At 37.7% G+C, this 17,364-nt stretch carries 15 protein-coding genes; 3 read left to right on the top strand and 12 right to left on the bottom strand.

Annotated elements, in window-relative coordinates; all coding sequences use genetic code 11:
• Positions 1-102: 102 nt before the first annotated feature.
• The 5 genes from WMO14_RS05400 to WMO14_RS05380 all read right to left on the bottom strand — a co-directional run bounded on the left by WMO14_RS05400 (position 103) and on the right by WMO14_RS05380 (position 6,532).
• Positions 103-1,434, bottom strand: a complete 1,332-nt coding sequence (locus WMO14_RS05400) for an MATE family efflux transporter (protein ID WP_349153415.1) — start codon at positions 1,432-1,434, stop codon at positions 103-105.
• Between the two features lie 325 nt (positions 1,435-1,759).
• Positions 1,760-2,386, bottom strand: a complete 627-nt coding sequence (locus WMO14_RS05395) for an SGNH/GDSL hydrolase family protein (RefSeq protein ID WP_055173968.1) — start codon at positions 2,384-2,386, stop codon at positions 1,760-1,762.
• A gap of 490 nt (positions 2,387-2,876) precedes the next feature.
• Entirely contained in the window at positions 2,877-3,668 is a 792-nt protein-coding gene (locus tag WMO14_RS05390) for an AAC(3) family N-acetyltransferase (RefSeq protein ID WP_349153414.1), read from the bottom strand.
• Positions 3,669-3,720: 52 nt separating this feature from the next.
• On the bottom strand, positions 3,721-5,043 hold the full coding sequence (locus tag WMO14_RS05385; protein WP_055306339.1) for an MATE family efflux transporter: 1,323 nt from the start codon (positions 5,041-5,043) through the stop codon (positions 3,721-3,723).
• A 178-nt stretch (positions 5,044-5,221) separates the two neighbouring features.
• Positions 5,222-6,532 carry a glycoside hydrolase family 28 protein gene (locus WMO14_RS05380; protein ID WP_090140208.1) on the bottom strand — a complete coding sequence of 437 codons (1,311 nt, stop codon included), beginning with the start codon at positions 6,530-6,532 and terminating at the stop codon, positions 5,222-5,224.
• Positions 6,533-6,695: 163 nt separating this feature from the next.
• On the opposite strand from WMO14_RS05380, the gene WMO14_RS05375 reads away from it, so the two are divergent.
• On the top strand, positions 6,696-6,905 hold the full coding sequence (locus WMO14_RS05375) for a hypothetical protein (protein ID WP_349153413.1): 210 nt from the start codon (positions 6,696-6,698) through the stop codon (positions 6,903-6,905).
• Positions 6,905-7,270: a GGDEF domain-containing protein gene (locus WMO14_RS05370; protein ID WP_349153412.1), complete on the top strand. Its 366-nt coding sequence runs from the start codon at positions 6,905-6,907 to the stop codon at positions 7,268-7,270. Before WMO14_RS05375 ends, WMO14_RS05370 begins: the two co-directional genes overlap by 1 nt.
• Positions 7,271-7,425: 155 nt before the next feature.
• Here WMO14_RS05370 and WMO14_RS05365 read toward each other — a convergent pair whose 3' ends face one another.
• The 7 genes from WMO14_RS05365 to WMO14_RS05335 all read right to left on the bottom strand — a co-directional run bounded on the left by WMO14_RS05365 (position 7,426) and on the right by WMO14_RS05335 (position 14,790).
• Positions 7,426-8,148 (bottom strand): hypothetical protein, encoded by a 723-nt coding sequence (locus WMO14_RS05365; protein ID WP_082421499.1) that lies wholly within the window; start codon positions 8,146-8,148, stop codon positions 7,426-7,428.
• Positions 8,145-8,324: a hypothetical protein gene (locus tag WMO14_RS05360; RefSeq protein ID WP_022501585.1), complete on the bottom strand. Its 180-nt coding sequence runs from the start codon at positions 8,322-8,324 to the stop codon at positions 8,145-8,147. The genes WMO14_RS05365 and WMO14_RS05360 overlap by 4 nt, the downstream gene beginning before the upstream one ends.
• A complete protein-coding gene (locus tag WMO14_RS05355) occupies positions 8,321-9,118 on the bottom strand; it encodes an acyl-CoA dehydratase activase (RefSeq protein WP_349153411.1) in 798 nt (265 codons plus the stop codon). The genes WMO14_RS05360 and WMO14_RS05355 overlap by 4 nt, the downstream gene beginning before the upstream one ends.
• 31 nt (positions 9,119-9,149) lie before the next feature.
• Complete coding sequence (locus tag WMO14_RS05350; RefSeq protein ID WP_349153410.1) at positions 9,150-10,688, bottom strand: 2-hydroxyacyl-CoA dehydratase family protein; 1,539 nt, start codon at positions 10,686-10,688, stop codon at positions 9,150-9,152.
• A gap of 108 nt (positions 10,689-10,796) precedes the next feature.
• On the bottom strand, positions 10,797-11,978 hold the full coding sequence (locus WMO14_RS05345; RefSeq protein WP_055173962.1) for a 2-hydroxyacyl-CoA dehydratase family protein: 1,182 nt from the start codon (positions 11,976-11,978) through the stop codon (positions 10,797-10,799).
• 16 nt (positions 11,979-11,994) lie between these two features.
• Positions 11,995-12,750: an ATP-binding protein gene (locus WMO14_RS05340; protein ID WP_349153409.1), complete on the bottom strand. Its 756-nt coding sequence runs from the start codon at positions 12,748-12,750 to the stop codon at positions 11,995-11,997.
• Positions 12,751-12,810: 60 nt separating this feature from the next.
• On the bottom strand, positions 12,811-14,790 hold the full coding sequence (locus WMO14_RS05335) for a RecQ family ATP-dependent DNA helicase (protein WP_349153408.1): 1,980 nt from the start codon (positions 14,788-14,790) through the stop codon (positions 12,811-12,813).
• 340 nt (positions 14,791-15,130) lie between these two features.
• Between WMO14_RS05335 and WMO14_RS05330 the strand changes: the two genes are divergently transcribed.
• On the top strand, positions 15,131-17,323 hold the full coding sequence (locus WMO14_RS05330; protein ID WP_055173960.1) for a hypothetical protein: 2,193 nt from the start codon (positions 15,131-15,133) through the stop codon (positions 17,321-17,323).
• Positions 17,324-17,364: the final 41 nt, after the last annotated feature.

Here is a 17,364-nt window from a genome sequence, read left to right as displayed (position 1 = left end):
AAATCCAATAATTAAATTTACATAAACCATATTATTGACTTTACCTCAAATCTGTAATGATGACATGCTGTTTCATAAGATACCTTATATGTCTGATTACATTTAATGATGATGTGTCGCCTTTTTATAGATTATATACGATATAAATGCAGTTACCAACTCAGTAACTCCAAATGACCACCACACTCCATTAACCTCATATATCCTTGAAAGAATAAATGCAACTGGAATTATAATAACTGCATATCTGAATACTGATATTACAAGTGATGGAAGTCCTTTTCCCAATCCTTCCAGTGCACCAGAGGCTGTTACAGATACTGACGATACGATAAAGCCTGCACTGATTATTCTAAGTGCCTTGGCACCGGCACTAATTGTATTTGCATTAGTTGTGAATAAGCCTATAAGCTTATCTGGTATTTCAAGGCATATAGCTGTTCCAGCACACATAATTATTAATACTATTATTGTGGCTGTCGAATATATTTTCTTAACCCTCTTATGCTCTCCTGCACCATAATTATATCCGATTAATGGTCTCATTCCCTGAACAACTCCATTGGCAGGCAGATAAAGAAATGTCTGTAACTTGTAATATACACCAAGCACGAATACATATGTCTGTGAAAATGCTGCTAGTATTACATTAAGTGCTGATATTAACAGTGAAGGAAGTGCCATATTAAGACTGGCTGGTATGCCGACCGAATACATTTTCAGACATAATGTTTTCTCTGGCTTCATACATTTTCTTGTAAAACGAACTGGCATAGGTCGTAGTATATATATGATAACATACACAAGAAGGCTTACTGTCTGTCCTATTCCTGTGGCAATTGCCGCTCCTCTTATTCCAAGATCAGGGAATATTCCTACTCCGAATATAAGCATCGGGTCAAGCAGGATATTAGTTATACAGCCACCAAGCATTGCCGTCATTGATGCTGTCATTCTTCCAACTGCCTGAAATGTCTTTTCAAACACCAGCTGCCATGCAAGTATTGTTGAAAATGCAAATGCTATATATGAGTATTGAAGTCCTAATTCTACAATACTGCTGTCATTAGTAAACATACAAAGGAATGGCTTTATAAGCATAATACATCCTGCTGTCATTACTATTCCGTGTATTGTCGCAAGTAATATCCCCTGACTTGCGGCTTTGTCTGCCTGTACCTTATCCTGTGCACCCATATAAAATGATATTACTGAATTTATTCCTATTCCAAAACCTATCATTACCGAATTAATAAAGTTCTGCATTGGAAACACAAGCGATATAGCAGTCATCGCGTCTTCGCTTATCTGTGCTACGAAGAAGCTGTCTACAATGTTGTAGAGTGAATTTACAAGCATTGATATAACCATTGGAAGTGCCATAGTTATCAGAAGTTTTAATACGTTTTCTTTCTTCATATAAGTCTGATCCATACTTATCTCCTTATCTTATTGGGGTAAATCCCCTATTTCATAAAAATGAATGTGCTAAACACATTCCTGTGCCGAGTGCGGTCGCCTGCGACCAATTACATCTTCGCACGAATGTGCATTATTGGCACATAGTGCCTTTTGTGCAATAAGGAATTACGATAGAATTCCCTATTACACAAAAATAGCCACATAGCTGTGATTAACAGCTATGTGGCGAAAAATAGATTCAACTAGAAAAATCCACATATATTTTATAAATTAATTGTAGCTGACAGCCTTTGTTATTATCATACTCAAGGCTATGGTATTATAACATTATGTATTTTTAAATGTCAAACCACTTTAATATGTTTCTTGCAAGTTCTTTATGTCCCTGTTCGCTTAGGTGTTCCCTGTCTATTTCGCTTGGCTGTGCTGCATCTGAGGCTGATAAGAAATCTATTGATTCTTTTTCTGCAATTTTGCTGTATACACCTGCAAGCTTCTTAGATACTTCAACAGAAGCTTCTGAGAACTCAGGGTCGTAGTCCTGCTCCCACACACCTTTTCCAAGATGTATCGGTGATACAAGAAGTATTCTGCTGTGTGGAAGGCAGCTCTTTACCTGATTAATTAATCTCTCCACACCCTGTCCGATAACTTCTGCCGAAGCGTTGTATACTGTCTTGCAGTCATTAGTTCCTAACATTATAATCACATCTGTTACTGGATTGTGCGACTCTAATATTGTTGGAAGGAGTTTGAATGAATTGCGGCCATCTCTTAATGGGTCGTCAAATACTGTTGTTCTTCCGCACAATCCTTCCTCTATCACACGATATTCATTATTAAAATGTCTGTTAAGTTCATTATCTAAAATACTTGTCCATCTTACGCCCCAAGGGTAACGCTGGTTAGTCTTAGGGATAAGTCCCCAGGTGTTGGAATCTCCAAAACATAGTATCTGCTTCATATGGTATGCCTCCAATATTATATAAATTTATTGCTTTTGAATTGCATTACACTTTCAAATTGCATTACAGTGGTGCTCTAATTCAATGTTATGACAACGGACATTAGAAAAGCATTGTTATATAGTGAGGCGTGCTGGATTGTTATAAGCAACAAAGACACGTTTGCACTAAGTGTCGCTCGCAGCGGTACTAAAGTGCTAAAGAACAGCACTTAAGGACCGGCGGCTCCCCATTGTCTTTTTATGCTTATATCAATCCAGCACTTGACGGTAGGGTTGCGATGGCTTTTCTAATTGGGCGTTGTTACAAAATTCAAATAAGTTATCAACTTGTAATTGCTATTTACATATATTTATTGTATGTTTATAGGATTATTATATGTTATTATTGGGGGATTGTAAAATTGATATATTTTATGCCTTGTTATAGTTTTTAACTATAGCAAGGCATTTTTAAACACTGACCATATAAAAAGATATTTTTATTTGGTTAATCTGTAAAGTCCTGCCACTGGGACTTTTCAATCGGGCTTGTTACTATACATTCGGGGGCTTGTGACAATATGTGCCTTACCACCTTAAAGATTTGGCCGGCATCACACAGGAGGCTGTCGGCATCTGCGAATTTTACTCTGGTCATTGCATTACATTCTAATAATGCCTGGTCAAGCTTTACAAAGTCTTCTGATATATGTGGCTGGATAGCATTGTAATGCTTTCTTACATATACTGTCTTTATAGATTTATCTGGCATAATTATCTGTAGTTTCATTGGTTTGTCTGACAGTCTGTTAGGTATGTTAAGCACTTCTTCAACGCTGTGAATGTATGTATTACGCTCATTGCCAACTCCTATAAGAAGTATCTTTCCACCACAGTCTTTTAAGCGGTCATAACAGCCGCCCGGTGTACAAGGTGTGTTATTGTATTCTTCACCTGCAAGATATTCTTTGGCACTTACACCTATTCCTGCCATACTGTGTGTTGGGTGAAGTGAACGTATTACCCCATCTCTTTTAAGAAACAGATTAGTAAGTATCCCAACACAGGACGGCGTAACCGCTGGGTCGTATACTGGATTGTCCTCGTTAATATTTTTCCATGTATGGGTTGGAAGCAGTAAAAGTCCGTCCTTAAAATATTCTATTAGGGCATCAAGCACTGTATCTGCCCTGCCTTCTACTTCCCCTATGGATTTCATTGAAGAATGAACAAGTATTGTTTCTTTTCCTGTAAGCCCCATAGCCTTTAAATATTCTTTTAAATCTTCCTTTGTATACATACTAACCCTCACTTCTTGTAATTTAATCCATCATTGATTATATATTGGATAATCATTCTTTGTTTCTTACCTTTTTTCTTACAAATACAAGACATATTGCCTGCATTACAATTGTTATAAACCACGAAGCTGGATACGATATGAATAACTCATACAGACTTCTATGGCTTGGGAATACACCATATATCCACACAAGTCTTGTCCCAACTGTACCTACAATTGAAAGGACCATAGGAACTGCTGAATAACCTACTCCGCGCATAGCTCCTGGAAGCATATCCATAATGCCACACAGAAAATATGGTATTGTCGATATTGAAAGTATCTCCATACCACACTCTATAACCTCACTCTGGTTCGTGTATATACCAAGTATCTGGCGTCCTAAAATGTATGAACCACCACCGATAACTACTGACACTATAACCGAAAGTATCATACAGTCAATTAACACCTTATCCATTCGCTTGAATTTTCTAACGCCATAATTCTGGCTCGTAAAGCTCATACACGCCTGTGTTATTGAGTTGACAGACACATAAAGAAAGCCAAGTATATTATTAGCGGCTGTATAACCTGCCATTGCTATCTCGCCAAATGAATTAACTGATGATTGAAGCAATACATTTGAAAAGTTAATAACAGTACTCTGTATTCCTGCTGGAAGTCCTACACTTAGTATCTGTAAAAGGTAATATTTTCTTATTCTTAAATCCCTTATTCTTAACTTGTAATCTGACTCTGTTGTCATAAGGCATCTTATTACAAGAATACACGATATAAGCTGTGAAGTAACTGTTCCTATAGCAACACCTGCAACACCCATTTTAAATATTATCACAAGCACAAGGTCTAAAACCGCATTGGTAGAACCTGCTATTATAAGATACATAAGTGGTCTTTTCGTGTCACCTACTGCCCTTAATATTGCCGCTCCATAGTTATAAAGCATAAAAAATGGCATACCACAAAAATACAGTCTTAAATACAGTGCTGCCTGTCCAATTACATCATCTGGTGTGTCAATAAGGACAAGTGCCTCTCTTGCGGCAGCAATGCCAATAATGCACATAACAACACCACTTATTGCCGCAAGTGCTATGGCTGTATGGACTGTCTCCGACATTTCTTTAGCTTTGCCTGTTGCATAAAATCTTGCCGCAAGTACATTTGCTCCTAGTGAAACACCTATAAAAAGATTGGTAAACGTACTAATCAGTGCCGTTGTCGAGCCTACCGCGGCAAGTGCAGTACTGCCTGTGAATCTTCCAACAACAATTATATCTACAGCATTAAACATAAGCTGTAACATACCTGAAAGCATTAACGGAAGTGCAAAGGAAATTAGCTTATCCATTAATGTACCATTACACATATCTATTTCATATTTATTATTTTTCACAACTTTATCCTCTTTCTATATATAAACAAGAATGTGCAACGCACATTCTAACACCGAGCACAGCCGCTTACGACATACTACAGCTTCGAGCGAGTGTACATCATCGGCACATAACATCTGTTAATAATCAGAAAGACATTACTACATTTTATTAGCAGAACTTCTGTTTATTAATGACTACATCCTTAATCGTGTCTGGACGACCGTTTAAAGGTTCAATCTTAGCGAATTCCTTACAGTCTGTACACACAATGCCATCCATATCAATATTTCTGAAGTATGGAACATCTTCTTCATTATCCATAGCTATTGTTTCATTACGGTTAAGCAGGTTGAGTACATAACCCATAGTAAGTATAACTGCCTCACCCTTTATATTAACCATATCGATATTGCGTATTGTGATATTCTCAACAACACCGCCTCTGCCTAGTGCACTCTTTATTCTTACACCTACATCCGTACCTATAAATGTGCAGTTCTCAACAAGTATATCCTTAACACCTCTTGACATTTCACTTCCGATTACGAAACCACCATGTCCTTCATTAACAACACAATCGTGTATATATATATTACTGCAAGGTCCATCTATTGTTCTTGCTATTGCATTCTTGCCTGCTTTGATACATATTGCATCATCACCTGTCTCAAATACACTGTGGTGAATATGGACATTAGTACAAGACTCTACATCAATGCCATCACCATTCTGTGCATAATAAGGATTGCGTACCTTAATATTGTCAATTGTGACATTCTCACAGAAAAATGGATGTATATTCCAGGCTGGTGAATTCATAAATGTTACACCACTTAAAAGTACGTTAGTACAATGACGCAGGCTCACCATTACTGGTCTGTAGAAATCATAATAATCTCTTGCTTCTTCTAAAGCTTCATCTTTATCTGACTGGATATTCTTCTCATTACCAAGAAGGCTTGATTTAGTAGGCATCCATATCTGTGTTTCTTTAGTTTCAAATACGTTATCACTCTTTTTTAGAAGCTGTTCCCACTGTTTATCTGTTACCTTGAACTTCTTAACCGGACGCCATTCATCACCACTTCCGTCAACCATACCCATACCTGTAATTGCAACATTTACCGCATTCTCTGCTGTAATAGGTGATACAGTTCTTATGCATGGCTGTCCCTCATAATTAGTTATAATTAAAGGATAATCTTCTTTGGATTTTATGAACTTAAGAAGTCCCTGACTTTCAATTCTTATGCTTACATCTGATAAAAGACGTATTGGTGCACTTGCCCATATTCCTTTAGGAATTACAATTGTACCACCACCATTTTCTGAAAGTTCTTTTACCTTATCATTAATTACTCTGGCATTATGTCTTCCTGTTTCAATATCAAGCTTTCCGCTTATTGCTCCACAATCACTTAATAATACCTCAAGTCTTTTAAACTGGGGAACAGTTACCTTATAATCTTCTCTATACATTCTTTCTCCATTCTGCCTGTTTCTGGCTTTAACATTTTGACTGCATAAACACTGATTGCATACTATTATATACAATTGTTTACTATTATTTATTGTTATTTCGTGCTATATTTAATATTAACATTTACAATTCAAGTAATCAATGAAAGGATAATATTCATCGATGCAAAATATCAAATCGAATATGTCTTTAATTAATAAAAGCATATATTTTGTTATTGCCGGACTTGCAGTTATATGTACCGCCATATTCTTTAGCACCAGAATAACAGGGTTATGCCTTAATAATGAAACAACTGCTTCTATATATAATGATTTTAATATACAGTATAATGAACATAATTATACAACCGATCTTCCGGCGGCTGCATAATGATTGCCGACCTTAATAACCTTAAGCGTATTAACGATACTTACGGACACAGGCTTGGAGATGAAGCCATTATTAACACTGCTAATCTTATCAACGATAATTTTAACGACATTGGTAACTGCTACCGTATCGGCGGTGATGAATTCTGTGTCATTTCCAATATATCTGATATCAATATACTGCTTAGAAGAATTGATAATTTCCTTGATGATGTCAAAAATATTGCGGCTGACAAACATTATCCATATTCCGTTGCCACAGGTTACGGTATAATCGATGATAGTGGAATTGATCAGTGCTTTAAGGTTGTTGATTCGAAAATGTATCAGAATAAAAGGGCGAGCAAGAAAGGCCGTCTTAACTAGACAAAAAAGCACCCTCCATAATTACTGTTATGAAACACCTCTAGCAGTCAGATTTCAGGTCTGGCTTTTGTGGTATTTCATACAGACTTTGTGGAGGGAACATTTTATTTTATACACCTATAATTTATTCAATTGTTATAACTTAATTCTAATTATTACAACTTATCCATATGAAACTTTCTTAAATCCTCTATTTCATCACATAACTCCCTGCTTGAACACGTTGAACAATCCATAACAAGCCCATTGAATATGTGGTTAAGTGAATCAGTTATCTGCTCACATCTGCCTGCATACTGCTTAAGCATTGTATAATCTGCACTACCTGATGTAATAAAGTATATCTTTACAGCCTCAACTTCTTCTCTTGTCTTATAAGCTCTTATAAGCTCTGAACCTATATTAGAAAAGCTTATATTACTATTTACAGCTTCCTTTGATATTCTTACCGGCTCTCTTTCTTTAACTGATGATATTCTCATCATAAATCCATCCGGATATGTATTGTATCTTACATAATCGACAGCTCTCATAACTGCATATAATGCACCTTTTTTAGTGTCATCAAGCACATTTTCCTTAAGCCTTATAAATGTAAGTCTTGCATATGGTATATCTTTGTCAATGCTTGTCATATCATCACCTATAAGATACACTCCGTCTGTATCAACAACAGCTTTATCCGTAGTAAATGCCAATGCACTCACAGCCTCATTCATTCCGCCGCCAAGCTCGTATGCCATATCACTTCTTAGCACAAGCTTTTCTTTATCATTCATCTTCCAGTGTGCATTATTATCAAGCCTTCTGCACTCTCCATATGCCTTTATATTCTGCATTACACAGGCTATATCCTTATCATATAACTTCATACTCATTTATTCTTCTTATCTGCCTCACGTCTGTTCTTTGACCAGTTATAATATGCCGTAAGCGGTTTTATAAGCTTTGAGGCAAATTTCATATCAAGATTAAAGAAATATATAAAAAGGCTGAGTATAAACAGCACCGCAATAACAATCGCTATTATTCCAATTATCTTTAATATTATCATCTGGCCATTCCTTTCTGTCTGGCATATTCAGCCGCTCCTAAAGCACCCATAAGCTGTGGATCTATAGGAAGTTCTACCACCTTAACCTTTAACACCTTCTCTATAGCCTGCTTTAAGCCCTCATTCTTGGCACAGCCGCCTGTAAGTGTAACTGATTCAACAACTCCTGCCTTCTTAGCCATTACAAAACATCTCTTTGCTACCGAAAGCTCAATTCCTGCGGCTATCTCCTCCATTGGCTTTCCTTCTCCTACAAGTGAGATTACCTCACTCTCTGCAAATACAGCACATTGTGCTGTTATAGGGATAACATTTTTAGCTATTAAAGAAAGCTTGGAGAACTCATCAAGGCTCATCTCAAATGCCCTTGCCATTGACTCAAAAAATCTTCCTGTACCAGCCGCACATTTATCATTCATTGAGAAATTAAGAACTGTTCCATCTGTATCTATAGCAATACCCTTAACGTCCTGCCCACCGATATCTATTATCGCCTTTACATCTGGTGCGGCAACGTGAACACCCATAGCGTGACAGCTTATCTCTGATATGTTCTCGTCAGCAAATGGTACTTTATTACGTCCATAGCCTGTTCCAATAAGATAATCAAGTTCGTCTGCACTATTAAGCCCGTCTACTAAAGCTACAGCCTCATCTAAGCTGTCTTTAGCACTAAGCACTGGATTAATTCTGCTTCTTTTAGTGATATTTGCTGCTATTTTTCCTGTTTCATCTAATATAACGCATTTGGTGTAAGTACTTCCTGCATCACAACCGCCATAATATTTAGCCATATTATTATTCCTTTCTTATCTTTATGAATTCTTACCAGTTCTGTGAGTCGTCAAAATCTTCCAATGTAGGGTCAAGCGGCTCTTCACGGAATACAGTTCTCATATATCTGTTGATTTCTGTCCTCATATCTCTTCTGCTACCGTCCTCAGGACACATAAGATTATGTGTTACCCATATAAGATGTACGCCGTGCTTTCTTGCTTCTTCCTCAAATAAGCCGTGATATCCTGACATTGATTTACAGCCCATATGTACATACATAATAACTATGTCTATATTAAACATCTCACAATAACGCCATAACGCTTCAACACCTGTTTCATAACCGCCATTAGAACGATTACGCATAATCATATTCTCATACAGATATGCAAGGTCAAGCATTGCCTGATGTTTATCCTCTGTATTGACCATCTCTGTTGATACCATACTTAACATATCGGTTATTGTAACTATGCCCCAGCAGTTAAGCAGCCATATTGGAAGTGCTGTATAATATGCCGCCTGAACACCCCACGTCATAGCACGGTGCCGGTATTCCCTTGCCGCAAGTTCTTTCTTCTTATAGCCTTCCATAGCCATTCTTGTGAGCTTCTTATCTATATCAAGAAATGCCTGGTTTCTTCCGCCTGCCGCCTGATATACGCCATATCTGTAAAGTGCAAGTGTAACACCCATAACCTGCGGATAGTCAGTCTTTGAGATTTCCATCCATTCAAGGAATTCTTCTGTCTCTGCATTGAACCTTTTCATACTCTTAAAGAAAGCATCCCAGTTAAACTTTTCTCCTGTCTGCTCCTCAATAAAATGTATTGCATTGACAACTTCTTCTGCCGCATATTCCTGCACGCTTTCCTGCCTGTGCCTTATAGGGACAGCAAGCTGGAATGTTGGAATCTTAAATGAGCGTGCCTCAATTCCATTTCCCATAAGACTTCCATCACAGGTTGTATTACACTGTACAGCACAACAGCCAATAAGCGGGAAATCGTCTGCAAGTGCAACTCCAAGCTCTGCCGCCGGCATAGGACATACATCTGTCGGAACTCCATATTCGTGTGTTACATCAACATAATAGCTAACTCCATTCTGCGACATCATTGAGCTTGTATACACGGCTGGAACTTCAACTGAAAGCCACACAAGATTAGGAAATCCACCCATAAGTGTACTCATCATATTCTCATCAAAAAGAACAATCTTCTTATTAAGTTCCTTATCATTGCCGATTGCAGGGTCTGCCCTAAATATCTGTCCAAGCATACCACATATATCTGTAACAATAAGTCCCAGTGCCTGATGTGCCATACGAAGCTGTAAGCCTCTCATTCCTTCCGTATGCCTGTCCATAAAATCAGGCAGTGCAAGATAATTAAGCATCCAGCGGTATCTGAAAAAGCCTTTTATATTATTAGGTTTTATTATAAATGTAATCAAAGTTTTCCAATATCCAAGCCACCTTACATAGTCATACCATGTATCTTTGAAACCTCTCCATTCACGTCTTTTCTTAGGTTTCTTACCAGTATAGAACTTACCAAGCGGCTCACTTCCAAGTTTACCTGACATAGCCAATCCTTTCTTAACCATATATCTGTATTTTTATTGTTAATTTCTTAAATGTATTCTTTCAGTCATACATTTACATCTTAATATTTACATCTTATTATTCATTTATTATTTTTTAAGCTTCTTAAGCTCAAGGCTCTCAACAAATGCCTGTATTCGTGTCCTTATCTGTCCCGAATTACCTGCTACATAAGGTCTGTCAATTGATAACACCGGATATCCGTATTCTTCACGCATAATATGAAATGCCGAAGCTCTCTCATATCCCCAGTAATCGCAGAACTTTATCTGCTGGTATATAAGCCCGTCTGCCTTGTATTCTTTGGCAATGCTGTCTACATATTCCTGACGTTCCTTAATCTTAGCTGTATTCATATAACGTGGACATTTGCCCCAGTGCATATACTGCCTGCATATCTGCATAAGTACATCTTCCGTGTCATTAAGAATAATCTCGCTTCTTCCCGGAAGTGAACCAAAACAGAACCTGTCAGCAACAACTAACGCACCAGCCTCCTCACAAAGCTTTATAAGCTCTGGATTATCAATCTCCGAACCTACCATAACAACCTTTGCCCTGTAATTCTTCTTATCATCTGGCTGTCTTGTGCCCAACTCCTTAAGCGTATCCTCCAGCTTTTCAATAAGTGCCTCTTTAGGACAGCAATATGTCGCAAGGCATAACACTGCGAATTCATAGCCTGTTATTCTTGGATTGTCTTCTTTTCTGTAGTCACCAATCTGTGTTATGAGCCTGCTTATCTTATTCTGCAAATCAACTGACTTTCTTAATGCTTCATCTGATATATCAATTCCATACACCTTGTTAAGCGGCTCTAATACATGTGCCCTCATCTGCCTTACATAATGTCTTAATGCTGTTTCATCGTCCTTCATAGGAACATCAGAATATTCCACAAAGAACTTTTCCTTGGAACATAAATTCTGTCTTTCTATATTCTCAACGCACCTGTTCATCTGTGCACACGCATCAGGTGCTATTATGCAGTCAAGAAATTCAAACCCTCCCTCGATTGCTCTTTCAAGTATGGCACGACAGCCCTCACAAAGCATACTGCTCATATAATATGTACCCATCTCTATAGAACCTGTTCTTGGTGCTCTAAGTCTTACCGAGAAACAGCCAGGAAGATTAATTAGTGGCTCTGGAATTTGAAAACAGACTGCTCCAATTGCAATACTGCCTTTATTCTGTGCTTCTCTTACAAGGTCATTATTGACCTCCTCTAATAGTTTCTCAAAATAATATAAATGCTGTAAATCCTTCAAAAATATTCCTCCAATACTATATCAAACCAATATTGCAAAGTGCCTCTGCCGCCCCTGCAACAATTCTGTCATCATCTGAAAGTGTAAGTATATTCTCGCCCTTAATATCTGCCTCTGCCAGTTTCATATCATTTTCAATTACAGATAATAATGGAAGCCCACCTATATCCATAAGTTCTATCACTTTCTTATCCGGTATGCGGTTAACTATAACTCCAGCTTTCTCATACATAACAAGCTCATCTGCAACATTTTTAATAGTCTTAACTACCTGACAGCCTTTCTTGCTTGCATCTGTTACAAGCACAAGATGTGTAACCTTTTCCATAACACGCCTGTTAATCTGCTCAACTCCAGCCTCGCCGTCTATAACCACATAATCAAACTGTTCAGAAAGAAGTGTTATCACCTCTTTAAGATATGAATTAATCCGGCAGTAACAGCCGGCTGTTTCCGGTCTTCCTATCGCTATAAATGCATAGCCGTCCTGTTCTTTAATTGCATCATATATCTCATACTTCGCCTCACCTAACAGCTCAACGGCTGACTTGGTATCGCCGTCCTCTACATTTTTAATGACTTCTTTTCTTATATCATCTATTGTCTTGTCCACTTCTATGTTAAGCACTGTAGAAAGTCCAACCGCAGGGTCAGCATCAATCGCCAGTATCTTCTTATCTGGATATTTCTCTACAAGCACTTTAACAAATGCTCCTGCAAGCGAAGTCTTTCCAACGCCGCCCTTACCTGCTACTGCTACTATCTTTGTCATAATAATCCTCTTTTCTGTGCACTATTCTATATAACCTGACTGTGCCTATGCACACTTTTTCTAATTAATTGTTGCTGCCATTCCTTTATGTTCTTTAACAAATGTATCTATCTCATTTACAAATCTCTGTCCATATTTCATCAGTTTATTCTGTCCTACACCTGATACCTCAAGCATTGCTTCTGCATTTAAAGGAAGCTTCTCACACATATCTATAAGTGTCTTATCACTAAATACAATATATGGAGGCATACCTTCTTCCCTTGCTATTATCATTCGCAATGCCTTTAAGCGTTCAAATAACTCATAACCTGCACTTGTAAGTGAATCTGTACTCTTCTTTCCTGTTGATGAACTGCTTCTTTTACCTGCTTTGCCTGTCTGCTTTCTGCCTTTCTTTCCTGAACCTGATAGAAAAGTTTCATCACCAGCCTCATAAGAACTGCCTGTGCTTCTTGTCTTACCTACAAGCTTTGCATTTTTCACTTCCTCGGACTCTTTCATACGCTTTAGATATATATGTGCATTTTCCTGCTTTAAAGGTGTTATATCTCCCATTTTAAGGACACTGTATTCGTCCTGTGTCTGTATTATATAACCGTCTGATATAAGCTGGGCTATAAGCGGTCTTAACTCAGCTTCTTTCATTCCTGCAAGCTTTCCATATGATTTATAATTAACAGCTCCAACCTCTTTAAGCCTTGCCCTGTCAGCTCCAAGCAGAGTTCCTATAACTATGCCCTGTCCAAATCTTCCCTTGGTTTCTGCTATACAGTTAATGACCCATTTTGCCTGCGCTGTCATATCAATTTCTTCATATTCACTATTGCAGTTGCCGCAATTACCACATACTCCGGTTACATTTTCTCCAAAATAATTAAGTATGTAATTTCTTAAACAGCCCGTTGTCTTGCAATACCCCTCCATTACATACAATCTATGCAGGTCACGCTGTTTAATAACGTCTATATCCTCATATTCAACGCCTTCAAATTCTTTCTTATCAAGAAGGAACTTATCTATTATCACATCCTGTGCAGAAAACAGCATTATACACTGTGAGTCCTCTCCATCTCTGCCAGCTCTTCCTGCCTCCTGATAATAATTCTCCATACTCTGTGGCATATTATAATGAATTACATATCTTACATTTGACTTATCTATTCCCATTCCAAATGCATTAGTAGCAACGACCACCAATGACCTGTCATATATGAAATCGTCCTGATTTCTTTTTCTTTCTTCATTGCTAAGTCCCGCGTGGTATCTTGTGACACTTATCCCCATACTGCTTAAGGTTTCATATAAAGTGTCCACATTTTTCCTTGTTGCGCAGTAGATAATTCCACTCTCATCAATATGCTCTTTAACATAATTGCTTATATACCTGTCCTTATTCTTGCCACTTATATGCTCTACGCTGTAGTAAAGATTTTTCCTGTCAAAGCCAGTAATTACAACCTTAGGATTATCAAGCCTTAATATACACTCTATATCCGTCTTTACTTCATTGGTTGCTGTCGCTGTAAATGCACTGACAACCGGTCTTGCTGGAAGACTGTTTATATAATCAACTATCTTTACATAGCTTGGTCTGAAATCCTGTCCCCACTGTGATATACAATGTGCCTCATCAACCGTCACCATTGATATATCTGCCTGCTTGGAGAACTCACAGAACTTCGCACTTTCAAGCCTTTCTGGTGCAATATATATAATCTTGTATATGCCATTAAGTACCATATTTAATGTGCCGTCTATCTCACTTTCTGAAAGCGTGGAATTGACATATGCCGCATTAATTCCGACATCGTTAAGTGATTTCACCTGATCCTGCATAAGTGAAATCAATGGGGATATTACTACTGTAATTCCTGAAAGCATCATAGCTGGCACTTGATAACAAAGCGACTTTCCTGCTCCTGTCGGCATTATCGCAAGCACATCTTTCTTTTCTAAGAGTGCATTAATAATATCTTCCTGCCCAGCCCTAAAGGAATCATATCCAAAATATTCCTTTAATACCTCTTTTGAATCCATCACATATCCCTTTCTTAATATCTATTGCAATATTATCTGCTGTCTGAATAATTACTCTATTATTCAATCCTGTGCAAAAGCCCGTAACACATTCTGACTATAACTTTAATATTAACATATAATCGCCTATTATTCTATCTTAATAATTAATTATCAATAAGCACCAGTCAATTATATCTCCAGACTTCCAATAAACATTACTATCATAATTCCATATAATGATAAATAAATCTGTTATTCATAAGTTAACAAATATCATTTTGCCATAATTTAATTATTATATGTGCTATACTTGTATTAATTAATTCGTGAGTATACAACTTACAGATACGAGGTGGCTATGAATAATACACATACATACTGCAATGCACAGCGCCCAGATGCCAGACAGGGCACTGTAACTACTAATACAGACAATAAACTTATTAACAGACTTGATATAATTGCCAGTTTTAATCCACATTTAACAGATATTAATCCCCAATCTCCACTATCAGTTGGCAATGGGCGGTTCTGCTATACTGCCGACATTACTGGTATGCAGACTTTATATGAGGAATACTCAGCCGAAACTCCACTCTGCACAATGGCTGAATGGGGCTGGCATACTAAGAAAGCTGATAACGAAAAAGGCTTCTATACTTTAGACGATGTCAGAATGACACCATACAATTACTGCAAACGAACTGTCACTTATCCACGTGTAAAATACGAGGGCAATGAAGCCGCCTACGACTGGGTAAGACAGAACCCTCATAAGTTCAATCTTGCAAAAATCGGACTTTATTTTCATAACGAACCTATTAAAGCTGGCAGCATTTATTGTATAAATCAGACATTAGATATAACAACTGGTATTCTAAAAAGCAGTTTCAGGCTTAATGTTAACAGTAATAACAATGTTCGTACACTTAATAATATTGCCGCTGATAATATAAATACCAATGCTATTATTGATAATCTCATAACTGTATACACAGTATGCGATGATAATTCTGACACCGTTGCATTTTATATAAGCTCTGGTCTTTTGCAGTGCGGACTTAGCGTTAATATCGCCTTTCCATACGCATCCTGTGATATAACAGGTTCAGACTGGAATAACACTGACGGACACAGCAACTTTCTTAACGCTTCCCATATACACCGGCAGATAGATGATACCGCTTACTATGTCAATTTTAATATAAATGGAACTGGCACCTCACAGCATACTGCTAATAATAGTACAATTACATCTGATTCTAATGTTACTATTAATAAATGTAATAACTCTGCTGCTGCCACTATTAAATCTAACGGTATACACAGCTATAATATTACAACTACTGATGATGAACTTAATATGTCCGTTAATTTCAATAAATCAATATACACACCTGCCACATACGACACAATTGCCGGTAACAGCAGACATTTCTGGCACAACTACTGGACAACTGGAAAGTTTCTTAACTCTGATAATAAAGAGCTTATGCGCCGTGTAATATTATCGCAGTATCTTCTTGTGATTAATGACAGCGGCTATATTCCACCTGCCGAAACTGGTCTTACCTGCAATAGCTGGTATGGCAAGGCGCACCTTGAAATGCACTACTGGCATATGGCGTGGGCTCCTTTATGGGGACACCCTGAACTGCTTACACGAAGCTTTGACTGGTATATTGATATATTAGATGAAGCTAAGAAAAATGCTTCACGCAACGGCTATAAAGGTGCACGCTGGACTAAGATGGTGTCTTACACCGGTTCGGACTGCCCGTCAAAGATTGCACCACTTCTTGTCTGGCAGCAGCCACATATAATCAATATGTTACAAATAGTAATTGATAATAATACCTCTGATGATTTTGACGTTAAGGCATATATGAGCAAATACTGGATACTTGTAAAAGAAACCGCCGTGTTTATAGCTGATTATCTTGTATATGACCCGATGTCCGATATTTACAATATAGAAGCACCTGTAATTCCAGTTCAGGAACGTCATCTGCCAGAGGATACAAGAAATCCTATATTTGAACTTGCATATTTCAGATATGGTCTTTTGATTGCCGCAAAATGGGCTTATGAATTAGGTTTTACTGATGAAGCCAGCCAATGGCACAATATTGCAATGCATATAGCACCACTTCCAATTAATGACGATGTATACATTGCACATAGTAACTGCCCTGATACATTTACTAATAAAGCTATAGACCACCCTCTTATGCTTCAAATCTATGGTATGCTTGACGGCTATGGTGCAGAGGATATTGTCGATAAAGATATCTACCGCAACACCCTTATGAAGGTAATTGATGTGTGGGACTATTCTACATTATGGGGCTGGGATTTTGCTGTTATAGCAATGGCGGCTCATAAGCTTGGACTTGATGACATTGCCTTAGAACAGTTACTTATTAACTCCCCTAAAAATGATTATGTAGAAAGCGGCAACAACAGGCAGAACTCTCGCAAAGATTTACCTTTGTACCTCCCCGGTAATGGAAGCCTGCTTCTTGCCGCCGCCAGAATATTTAATATATAACTTAGAATTATATGCGGATTTTCCTGTAATACAGCCGACAG

It is taken from the genome of Lachnospira rogosae (ex Hitch et al. 2025) (genome assembly GCF_040096455.1).
In the GTDB taxonomy this organism is placed as follows: Bacteria; Bacillota; Clostridia; order Lachnospirales; family Lachnospiraceae; genus Lachnospira; species Lachnospira rogosae.
This window is presented reverse-complemented; position numbering and strand designations above follow the sequence as displayed.

Excerpts from the sequence above, each read along its gene's own strand:
- WMO14_RS05400 (WP_349153415.1), bottom strand. The coding sequence starts at position 1,434 with ATGGATCAGACTTATATGAAGAAAGAAAACGTATTAAAACTTCTGATA.
- WMO14_RS05395 (WP_055173968.1), bottom strand. The coding sequence starts at position 2,386 with ATGAAGCAGATACTATGTTTTGGAGATTCCAACACCTGGGGACTTATC.
- WMO14_RS05390 (WP_349153414.1), bottom strand. The coding sequence starts at position 3,668 with ATGTATACAAAGGAAGATTTAAAAGAATATTTAAAGGCTATGGGGCTT.
- WMO14_RS05385 (WP_055306339.1), bottom strand. The coding sequence starts at position 5,043 with ATGTGTAATGGTACATTAATGGATAAGCTAATTTCCTTTGCACTTCCG.
- WMO14_RS05380 (WP_090140208.1), bottom strand. The coding sequence starts at position 6,532 with ATGTATAGAGAAGATTATAAGGTAACTGTTCCCCAGTTTAAAAGACTT.
- WMO14_RS05375 (WP_349153413.1), top strand. The coding sequence starts at position 6,696 with ATGCAAAATATCAAATCGAATATGTCTTTAATTAATAAAAGCATATAT.
- WMO14_RS05370 (WP_349153412.1), top strand. The coding sequence starts at position 6,905 with ATGATTGCCGACCTTAATAACCTTAAGCGTATTAACGATACTTACGGA.
- WMO14_RS05365 (WP_082421499.1), bottom strand. The coding sequence starts at position 8,148 with ATGAGTATGAAGTTATATGATAAGGATATAGCCTGTGTAATGCAGAAT.
- WMO14_RS05360 (WP_022501585.1), bottom strand. The coding sequence starts at position 8,324 with ATGATAATATTAAAGATAATTGGAATAATAGCGATTGTTATTGCGGTG.
- WMO14_RS05355 (WP_349153411.1), bottom strand. The coding sequence starts at position 9,118 with ATGGCTAAATATTATGGCGGTTGTGATGCAGGAAGTACTTACACCAAA.
- WMO14_RS05350 (WP_349153410.1), bottom strand. The coding sequence starts at position 10,688 with ATGTCAGGTAAACTTGGAAGTGAGCCGCTTGGTAAGTTCTATACTGGT.
- WMO14_RS05340 (WP_349153409.1), bottom strand. The coding sequence starts at position 12,750 with ATGACAAAGATAGTAGCAGTAGCAGGTAAGGGCGGCGTTGGAAAGACT.
- WMO14_RS05335 (WP_349153408.1), bottom strand. The coding sequence starts at position 14,790 with ATGGATTCAAAAGAGGTATTAAAGGAATATTTTGGATATGATTCCTTT.
- WMO14_RS05330 (WP_055173960.1), top strand. The coding sequence starts at position 15,131 with ATGAATAATACACATACATACTGCAATGCACAGCGCCCAGATGCCAGA.